The organism is uncultured Planktosalinus sp., assembly GCF_963973675.1.
GTDB lineage: Bacteria > Bacteroidota > Bacteroidia > Flavobacteriales > Flavobacteriaceae > Planktosalinus.
Genome location: NZ_CAXBAN010000053.1, coordinates 1 through 9,676, shown reverse-complemented (window position 1 = coordinate 9,676; position 9,676 = coordinate 1). Strand labels below are relative to the sequence as shown.

General features: G+C 37.5%; 9 protein-coding genes. 6 read left to right on the top strand and 3 right to left on the bottom strand.

Annotated features, from left to right (window positions below; all coding sequences use genetic code 11):
- From glmS to AACY61_RS03490, 3 genes are all read right to left on the bottom strand, one after another.
- A partial coding sequence (glmS, locus tag AACY61_RS03500) for a glutamine--fructose-6-phosphate transaminase (isomerizing) (RefSeq protein ID WP_339610208.1) occupies positions 1-1,829 on the bottom strand: 1,829 nt, incomplete at its 3' end.
- 2 nt (positions 1,830-1,831) lie between these two features.
- The gene (locus AACY61_RS03495) at positions 1,832-3,415 is read right to left on the bottom strand and encodes a DUF4270 domain-containing protein (RefSeq protein ID WP_339610207.1); all 1,584 of its coding nucleotides are present in this window, start codon (positions 3,413-3,415) and stop codon (positions 1,832-1,834) included.
- Positions 3,416-3,452: 37 nt separating this feature from the next.
- Positions 3,453-4,262 (bottom strand): glycogen/starch synthase, encoded by an 810-nt coding sequence (locus tag AACY61_RS03490; RefSeq protein ID WP_339610206.1) that lies wholly within the window; start codon positions 4,260-4,262, stop codon positions 3,453-3,455.
- A gap of 106 nt (positions 4,263-4,368) precedes the next feature.
- Here AACY61_RS03490 and panC point away from each other — a divergent pair, with 106 nt between their 5' ends.
- The 6 genes from panC to AACY61_RS03460 form a co-directional block, all read left to right on the top strand.
- On the top strand, positions 4,369-5,217 hold the full coding sequence (gene panC / locus AACY61_RS03485; protein WP_339610205.1) for a pantoate--beta-alanine ligase: 849 nt from the start codon (positions 4,369-4,371) through the stop codon (positions 5,215-5,217).
- A gap of 13 nt (positions 5,218-5,230) precedes the next feature.
- Entirely contained in the window at positions 5,231-5,581 is a 351-nt protein-coding gene (panD, locus tag AACY61_RS03480) for an aspartate 1-decarboxylase (protein WP_339610204.1), read from the top strand.
- A 40-nt stretch (positions 5,582-5,621) separates the two neighbouring features.
- Positions 5,622-6,551 carry a lysylphosphatidylglycerol synthase transmembrane domain-containing protein gene (locus AACY61_RS03475; RefSeq protein WP_339610209.1) on the top strand — a complete coding sequence of 310 codons (930 nt, stop codon included), beginning with the start codon at positions 5,622-5,624 and terminating at the stop codon, positions 6,549-6,551.
- A 96-nt stretch (positions 6,552-6,647) separates the two neighbouring features.
- Positions 6,648-7,799: an alpha/beta hydrolase-fold protein gene (locus AACY61_RS03470; RefSeq protein WP_339610203.1), complete on the top strand. Its 1,152-nt coding sequence runs from the start codon at positions 6,648-6,650 to the stop codon at positions 7,797-7,799.
- Positions 7,799-9,160: a DNA repair protein RadA gene (gene radA / locus AACY61_RS03465; protein ID WP_339610202.1), complete on the top strand. Its 1,362-nt coding sequence runs from the start codon at positions 7,799-7,801 to the stop codon at positions 9,158-9,160. Before AACY61_RS03470 ends, radA begins: the two co-directional genes overlap by 1 nt.
- A 62-nt stretch (positions 9,161-9,222) precedes the next feature.
- A partial coding sequence (locus AACY61_RS03460) for an aminotransferase class I/II-fold pyridoxal phosphate-dependent enzyme (protein ID WP_339610201.1) occupies positions 9,223-9,676 on the top strand: 454 nt, incomplete at its 3' end.

The window sequence follows — 9,676 nt, the reverse complement described above, 5'->3', positions numbered from 1 at the left end:
TTTGCTAAATTTCTGGGTTGGTCAACATTTCTGTTTAGCATTACTGCTATGTGGTAAGAGAGCAATTGCAATGGTATTGTTGTAATCAAAGGTGTCAGGGACTCAGGGGTGTGTGGTACTTCTATTGCATAATCTGCCATTTCTTTTACTGTAGTATCTCCTTCTGATACAATAGCGATGATTACACCTTTTCTTGATTTGATTTCCTGTATGTTGCTTACAACTTTGTCATAGTGATTACTGTTTACTGCAATAACCACCACCGGCATTTCTTCATCAATCAGTGCGATGGGGCCATGTTTCATTTCAGCAGCAGGATAGCCTTCAGCATGAATGTATGAAATCTCTTTCAGTTTAAGAGCACCTTCCAATGCCACAGGAAAATTATATCCTCTTCCTAAGTAAAGAAAGTTTCTGGCGTTTTTGAATACCTCTCCAACAGCCTTTATATGCTCATTTGATTCAAGAGCTTTTTCTACTTTTTCAGGAATCAACTCCAATTCCTGCAAATATATATTGTAATCTCTATATGAAACTGTGCCTTTAACACTGGCAAGTTTTAAAGCAATTAAGGTTAATACTGTTATTTGAGTAGTAAATGCTTTTGTTGATGCTACCCCAATTTCAGGACCGGCATGTGTGTAGGTTCCACTGTGGGTTTCTCTGGAAATTGTTGAACCAACGACATTACAAACACCATATACAAAAGCACCTTTTGATTTGGCTAATTTAATAGCTGCAAGTGTATCAGCGGTTTCACCACTTTGTGAAATGGCAATGACGACATCTTTTTCGGTGATGATTGGATTTCTGTAACGGAATTCTGAGGCATATTCAACCTCAACAGGGATTCTGGCAAGGTCTTCAAAAATATATTCTGCAACCAAACCTGCATGCCAAGAAGTACCACAACCAATAATGATAATCCTGTTTGCATTCACAAATTTTTGAATATGGTCTTCCAATCCACCTAGTTTGATAAGTCCTTGATCGGCTAAAAGCCTTCCTCTGTAAGTGTCTTTAATCACATTGGGTTGCTCATAAATTTCTTTGAGCATAAAATGATCAAAACCTCCTTTTTCAATTTGCTCTAAATTTAGTTGAAGCTCTTGTACATAGGGCTCAACTAGCGAATCGTCTTTTATTTTTCTGATTTTTACTTCTTTGTTTCTTCTGATAACAGCCATCTCTTCATCTTCAAGATAAATGGCATTGTTGGTAAACTCAATAAATGGGGAAGCATCACTGGCAACAAAAAATTCGTCTTCACCTATTCCTATTGCTAACGGGCTTCCTAGTTTGGCTACAACCAACTCATTTGGTTTGTTTTTATCAAAAACTACAATGGCATAAGCTCCTACAACCTGGTTTAAAGCAATCTGAACCGCTTTTCCAAGTTTTACTTTTTCATTTTTCATGACATCTTCAATCAGGTTGACTAAAACCTCGGTATCGGTGTCTGAGGTAAAATTGTAACCTCTTTTTATAAGTTCTTTTTTTATGGTTCCATAATTTTCAATAATTCCATTATGGATAATCACTAAATTTCCGGCGTTTGAAAAATGTGGGTGTGAATTGACATCGTTGGGAACCCCATGAGTTGCCCATCGGGTATGGCCGATTGCCAAAGTTCCCTTAGTTGAAATTTCATTTTTAACTTTGAGAGCTAGGTCTGCAACTTTTCCTTTTGTTTTACATAGGTTTATTTCATTGTCGTCAAAGATTGCAACACCGGCGCTGTCATAGCCTCTGTATTCAAGACGCTGTAAACCCTTTAATACGATAGGGTAAGCCTCTCTGTGTCCTATATAACCTACAATTCCACACATAATTAATTATTGATTTCTGTATAGTAAATATTGAGTTTTATACTCTTGTCAGGGTTTGAAGTAGTATTCCCGAAAAGTACAGTGCCCTCTGGTGAAATAACACTATTAGTAGGAGCGTTTTCAATACCCGGTGGGATTTCGTTTTGTAAGGATTGTGAAGTTCTTATATTAACATTTTGACTCACCACTAATCCTAATTTTACATTGGTTGAATCTTTATTAATCAGGTTGCTGATGTGGTTTGTTATCCTAAGCCGATAAGATTCACCATTTCCTGAAGCGTCTTTTTGAAGTCTGCCCAAGTGGTTAATTTTATAATCTATTAAACTATTTGCAGGAGTAATATTGTCAAGTTGATAATCTATTAAAACAGTATTGTTATTCAAGTCATATAGAAAGATGCGCTCAGGCTCTGAAGGGCTTCCGTTAACTAGATTTTTATTCACGTTCAATATAATATTTGCTTCATTGATGAGCCACTTTTTATTGCGTAAATCTTCCAGCTCATCAGAAACACTATTATTGTTTAAATCTTCTCCAAAAAGTTCAATGATTGTTATTGTACCGGCACCCCCTTTGAGATAGAGGTTTTCTTCGCCATTGGGGTTGGGGTTATTTAGTGTGTTTTCGAGCTCGGGAGGTAAATTGTTTTCTATAGTGTTAACGGTAATTCCATTGAATGATAACGTAAAGGTATCCTCGACTCGATCATCTTCCATTAATGGATTTTGAGGTATTAAACCACTGGTTCCTCCAGTGCTTTGATCATCTTTTGTATAGATAATCTCAATTGAGGCTTCTGTCAAATCCAATAAACTTAAATTGCCCTGTCCGTCAGTTGCTTCAGCTATAAAATACAAACCTCTAACATGGTTTTTAAAATTTGTGTTGTTCAACAAGACATCGGTACCTTCTTGATCTAATATTTTTTCTTTAAAATAATTGATGGCCTCTAGCCCTAACTCTACTCTAAACCTTGGTGCAAGCCTTTCTTCTTCCTCACTGTCAGGATTGATAATAACAGACGCATTACTGGGTGTAAATGTACTTTCCTCAAATAGTAACTGACCTAGAAAGTTTTGAAAAACAGGACCTTGATTGGAATAATATTTTTGAGGCTCTTCAAAACCACTTGCGGGATCAAAGTCTCTTAAATAGTAGTTGGATTCATAAACTGAAAGCTTAAAAGGAGCCTGACCAAAAATAGAATCTAAAGTATATGTGGTTTCATCACCTGCACCTTGAGAGGTTGAAAAATAAGGAATATCAAGAATAACTCTTTCTATCTCTGGGTTTTCCCCAAATGTTGGATTTGTTTCGTTCATAGTGACCTGAGTCAAAATACTGGCTTCAGATATGCCAAAAACAGGATCATTATAAACCCCAAGCTGGTATACCGGAAGGTTGTTTGTTTGAACAGGGTAGGCTCTTCTGCTATAAGCCTTAATCGATGCATTCTCATACAGATCGAATTCAAAATTTGGATCTCCAATAATATCACTTCCTACAGAACTAAAATCCTCTGCGCAAGACCCAAGTGTGATTAGTAGAATTGAAAAACCAAAATATTTAACGATTGAATTCATTTGCTTAATAATTATTTAAAGAAAAAATTGGGGTAGTTTAACCTAGAACTTTTGAGGTGTAAAAATCGATATAAGCTTCTTGAAACTCTTCTTTATTATGAAACTTTAACACGGGTTTGTCAATATTTTTAAGATAAGTCTCTATCTCAGAAGGTATGCTTTCAGAACCAATAATAACCGCATCAGAATGTTTAATGGCTGTAATCATTAAATTGCTGTAGTTGGGTTCTTTTAATTCAGTGACATCTTCTTGTTCAATTCCGTCAAATCCAATTTTATTAACCACCTCTTTATCTAACGTTCCAACAAAGCCTTGATTGTATATCGATGTTACAATTTTACTGTTTTCAAATAAAGGCTCGTTTCCATAATATTTTTTTAAATAAAGTGGAAGAAATGAAGCCAGCCAACCATGAACATGAATGATATCTGGTGACCAATTGAGCTTTTTTACAGTTTCAATAACGCCCTTTGCAAAAAAGATGGCCCGTTCATCATTGTCAGGAAAAAATACGCCGTCTTCATCTGCATAAGTGGCTTTTCTTTTAAAATAATCGTCGTTTTCAATAAAATAAACCTGCATTCTTTCTTTAGGTATGGATGCAACTTTAATGATTAAAGGCATATCCAAATCATTGATTACTAAATTCATACCCGACAGCCTGATGACCTCATGAAGTTGATGCCTCCTTTCATTAATATTGCCATAACGCGGCATAAATATTCTTATTTGACCTTCCTTATTGTTTACTGCTCGCGGTGCTTCAAACGACATTGAAGAAATCTCGGTCTCAGGTAGATAGGGAATCACTTCTGATGACACATACAAGACTCTTTTATCTTTCATATATAATTCTTTATTCAAATTAGGGTTTAAAAAACATGCAAAATTACGAAAATTTATGCAGATTGAAGGGATTATCTTAAGTTTGCACCCCGTTTCCAATAAAAATATGCAACTATTTACCTCATTTAAAACCTTAAAACCCGTTCTAAACGACTTAAAATCAAGGAATAAAACTCTTGGGTTTGTGCCTACTATGGGTGCTTTACACAATGGACACCTCTCATTGATTTCAATAGCATTGGAAAATAATGACTTTGTGGTAGTAAGCATTTTTATAAATCCCACACAGTTTAATAGTGACGAGGATTTTAAAAAATACCCACGCACTACAGAGCAGGATGCCACCTTGCTTTCGGGTTTTGGGAAGAGTGTTTTAGTTTATGTTCCTGAAGTCACTGATGTTTATCCCAAGGGCATTCAATCTGAACATTTTGAATTTGGTGGCATTGAAGATGAAATGGAAGGCAAATTCAGGCCCGGTCATTTTGACGGGGTGGGCACTGTTTTAAAATCATTCTTCAATCTGCTGCAGCCTGACAATGCTTATTTTGGCGAAAAGGATTTTCAGCAATTGCAAATCGTAAAGCAACTTGCAGTCATTGAAAACTTGAATGTGAATATTGTGGGTTGCCCCATACTTAGGGAAAATTCGGGTCTTGCTATGAGTTCAAGAAACAAAAGGCTTAATGAAAAACAACTGTCTGAATCTCCACTGATTTACAGCGTGTTGAAACAAGTGAAAATGGATTTTGGCACAAAAAATGCTAAAGAACTGGTGCAATGGGTATGTGAAGTTTTTAAAAACGCTACAGAATTGTCACTAGAATATTTTGAAATAGCCGAAGAAGAAACCCTGAAACCCCTTGTGGAAATTGAAAAAAATAAAAAATACCGCGCATTTATAGCCGTCTTTGCCGGAGAAATTCGGTTGATTGATAATATCGCATTAAATTAATTATCTTTGCAAAATGTTTGTAAACGTAGTAAAATCAAAAATTCACAGAGTAAAAGTTACAGGTGCAGACCTTAACTATATTGGCAGTATAACCATTGATGAAGATTTAATGGATGCCGCAAATATCATTCAGGGTGAAAAAGTTCAAATTGTCAACAATAACAATGGTGAACGTATTGAAACTTATGCCATTCCGGGGCCCAGAAAAAGCGGCGAATTAACTCTGAATGGCGCTGCTGCAAGAAAAGTAGCCGTAGGTGATGTGCTAATTCTCATCACCTATGCTATGATGGACATTGAAAAAGCCCGTACATTCAAACCGGCACTCCTCTTTCCTGACGAAGAAACCAACCTTCTGAAATAAGAAATTGAAAAAGAAAACCATAAAATTCCTTAAGATAGCCATGCCGCTCTTGTTAGGGGTTTTTTTGATATGGTATTCCTATAATAAATTCACTCCACAACAACTCCAGGAAATTAAAGACCATTTCCGTGATGCTAAATATGGTTTTGTAGTCTTGAGTATCATCTTTGGATTGCTCAGCAACCTATCGCGTGCATATCGCTGGAATTTTATGCTGGCCCCTTTAGGGTACAAACCCCTTTTTTCAAACAATTTGATGGCGGTATATATTGCTTATCTCATGAACCTTTTCATTCCCAGAAGCGGGGAAATCTCCAGAGCACTGGTTATCAATAAATATGAAAAGGTTCCTTTTGACAAAGCATTCGGGACCATTATTTCTGAACGGGTAGCAGATTCAGTAATCCTTCTGGTTTTTATTGGTGTTACTCTCATTTTGCAATTTCCCTTGATTTCAGGATACCTTCAAGAGAGCCTTGATTTGTTTAAAATCTACCTGCTTATAGGTATTGCAGTGCCATTTGTATTTTTATTCTTTTATTATCTTAAAAAATCCAATTCTGCCTTAAGCATTAAGATTAAAACATTTTTGGCAGGTTTGAAAGAAGGTATACTCAGTATTTTCAAAATGGAAAAAAAATGGGCCTTTATTGGGCACACACTTTTTATCTGGTTGATGTATGTCTGTATGTTTTATGTGATGATTTTTGCCCTGCCTGAAACTTCACGAATTTCCTTATCTGCTATACTTACCTCTTTTGTGGTTGGAAGTCTAGCCATTGTGTTTACTAATGGCGGCTTTGGTTCTTATCCCTTTTTTATTGCCGGGGTGTTACTTCTTTTTGGTGTGCCCGAAACCGCAGGAACCGCTTTTGGTTGGTTGGTATGGTCCTCACAAACAGCAATGGTAATCATGCTTGGCGGACTGTCCTTTTTATTGCTTCCGGTGTTAAATAAAATAAAGTCTTAAGCACCAAAATACTTTTAAACTTCAATGAATTAAATTTTTACACTAAAAAGTAAAATAATTTATACCTTTCACATCTCAATCAAATTTTTTCAAATAATGAAAACAAAATCAGTACTTCTACTTTTGTGTTTGTTTATGATGACAGGCATGTCCTCACAAGTGATTTATGAAGAATTCAATTCAACCAAACTTCAGGAAACAAGAAGATTGAAAATCCAACTTCCGCGTAATTATGATGCCAATATTGAAAAAGTATACCCCATAGTTTTGGTTTTTGATGCAGACTACCTTTTTGAACCCGTAGCCGGAAATGTTGACTACTATTCTTATTGGGAAGAAATGCCGGAAGCAATCGTTGTAGGAATAATGCAAGGTCGCACTCGCAACTTTGATGGCCAATATGACGACACCAACTTTTTACCCACTGAAAAAGGAGCCAATTTTTTTGAATTTATTGGAATGGAATTAATTCCACACATTGATAAAAATTACAGAACTGCAAAATTTATCCTGGCTGTAGGTCACGAATTCACGGCCAACTTTATGAATTACTATCTGTTTAAAGACCCACCATTGTTTAACGGGTATTTATCGTTAAGCCCTGACTTGGCGCCAATGATGGATAGTCGCATTACTGAAAGTATTTCAAAAACTCCCCATAAAATATTTTATTACCTGGCAACAGGCTCCAACGACTTAAAGCCCATTAGAGAAGTAACTCTTGAGCTTCACGAAAAAATGAAAACCATTAAAAAGGAAAATATTCACTATTATTTTGATGATTTTGAGGGAGCTTCCCATTATTCATTGGTTGGGAAAGCCATTCCATCAGCACTGGAAGAAATATTTTCAATTTTCAGACCCATCAGCAAAAAAGATTATGATGAGATTATTCTCAATCTTAAAACGCCGGTTTTTGATTATTTAATGACAAAATATACCACTATTGAAAATTTATTTGGTTTTAAAACTGAAGTGCGCGAAAATGATATTATTGCAATTGCTTCAGCAGCCGAACGAAAAAAAGAATGGACATCACTCGAACAGGTCGCTCAGTTGGCCTTAAAAGAACATCCAAACACAGTTTTAGGAAGTTACTATTTAGGCCGTTTCTTTGAAGAAACCGGAGAACCCAAAAAAGCGATGCGGACTTATCAATCGGCTTTTGAACTGGAAGAAGTTGGGTTCATTACAATAGACATGCTTTTAGACAGAGCTGATAAAATCAAACAAGACTTTGGCTTCTAATGGCAAAAATAAAAACAGCTTTTTTCTGCCAGAATTGCGGCACCCAGTTTGCCAAATGGCAAGGTCAGTGCACGGCCTGTAAAGAATGGAACACCATTACCGAAGAACTCATTGAAAAACCAGAAAAGGTAAGCTGGAAACCTTCTCAAACCAAATCAAACAGACTCACAAAACCGTTACGGATCAATGAAATTGACACAACGGCAGAAGCCCGCCTGGACACTCAAAACACAGAGTTCAATCGTGTGCTGGGTGGAGGAATCGTCCCCGGGTCTTTAATCCTTTTGGGAGGCGAACCCGGTATTGGCAAATCTACCTTGCTTTTGCAAATCGCTTTGCAGATGCCATACAAGTTACTCTACGTATCAGGGGAGGAAAGCCAGAAACAAATTAAAATGCGTGCTGAACGCATTCCGTCAAAAGTAGAAAATTGCTTTATCCTCACCGAAACCAAAACCCAAAACATCTTCAAACAAATAGAAGAATTGCAACCCGAAATTGTGGTGATTGATTCCATTCAAACCCTGCACAGCGATTATATTGAGAGTAGTGCCGGAAGCATTTCGCAAATAAAAGAATGTACCACAGAACTCATTAAATATGCCAAGGAAACTGCCACACCGGTTTTGCTCATCGGGCATATCACCAAAGACGGAACCATCGCCGGGCCAAAAATCCTTGAGCATATGGTAGACACTGTATTGCAATTTGAAGGTGACAGAAACCATGTGTACAGAATTTTAAGGTCGCATAAAAACCGTTTTGGCTCCACGCACGAAATAGGGATCTATGAAATGCGTGCAGACGGCCTAAGGGAAGTGCCCAATCCCAGCGAAATTCTCATTTCAAAAAACGAAGAAGACCTCAGTGGAAATGCCATCGCTGCTACACTGGAAGGCATCAGACCCTTGCTTATTGAAATCCAGGCGCTGGTGAGCACGGCTGTTTATGGCACGCCACAACGCACTACAACAGGCTACAATGCAAAGCGACTGAATATGATTCTTGCCATTTTGGAAAAGCGCGCGGGATTTAGGTTAGGAGCAAAAGATGTATTTTTAAATATTACAGGAGGCATTTCAGTGGATGACCCTGCAATTGACCTGGCAGTCGTGGCAGCTATCCTCTCCAGCAATGAAGACATCTCACTACCCAAGGACATTTGTTTTGCAGCCGAAGTGGGTCTTGCCGGTGAAATTCGTCCGGTGGCCAGGATTGAACAACGCATTTTGGAAGCTGAAAAACTGGGTTTCAATACCATTATGGTTTCAAAATATTGTAAAATTCCCAAGCTGAATTCAGGCATAAGTGTTCAGAAGGTTTCCAAAATTGAGGAAGTGGTTTCATATTTGTTTGGGTAAGATTCGTGTTTCTTGCATTATTTTCAGAACTTTAGCAGATAAAAAACTCATCAGGAATTCCTATGCATTTTCCCATTTCATCCAAATTACCCGAAGTATCGACCACCATTTTCACGGTGATGAGCAAACTGGCCGCAGACCAAAATGCCATCAACTTGTCTCAGGGCTTTCCGGGTTTTGAAAGTGATAAAATCCTTATTGACCTGGTCTCAAAAGCGATGCGTGACGGCTACAACCAATATGCTCCCTTGGCAGGTTTACCCGCTTTATGCGAAAGCGTTTGCCATAAGTTAAATACCCTATACGGCAGTAATTACTTGCCCGAAACAGACATCACCATTACAGCCGGTGCCACTCAGGCTATTTTTACTGTTATAACAGCTTTTATCTCAAAAGGGGACGAAGTAATCATGTTCACACCTGCCTATGATTGCTATGAACCTGCAGTGATCCTCAACGGGGGAAAACCTGTAAATATTCCTTTGAAAACACCCGATTATCATATTGATTGGGAAG

Bases quoted from the DNA above. Each gene is read 5' to 3' on its own strand.
- AACY61_RS03495 (WP_339610207.1), bottom strand. From the start codon at position 3,415: ATGAATTCAATCGTTAAATATTTTGGTTTTTCAATTCTACTAATCACA.
- AACY61_RS03490 (WP_339610206.1), bottom strand. From the start codon at position 4,262: ATGAAAGATAAAAGAGTCTTGTATGTGTCATCAGAAGTGATTCCCTAT.
- panC (WP_339610205.1), top strand. From the start codon at position 4,369: ATGCAACTATTTACCTCATTTAAAACCTTAAAACCCGTTCTAAACGAC.
- panD (WP_339610204.1), top strand. From the start codon at position 5,231: ATGTTTGTAAACGTAGTAAAATCAAAAATTCACAGAGTAAAAGTTACA.
- AACY61_RS03475 (WP_339610209.1), top strand. From the start codon at position 5,622: ATGCCGCTCTTGTTAGGGGTTTTTTTGATATGGTATTCCTATAATAAA.
- AACY61_RS03470 (WP_339610203.1), top strand. From the start codon at position 6,648: ATGAAAACAAAATCAGTACTTCTACTTTTGTGTTTGTTTATGATGACA.
- radA (WP_339610202.1), top strand. From the start codon at position 7,799: ATGGCAAAAATAAAAACAGCTTTTTTCTGCCAGAATTGCGGCACCCAG.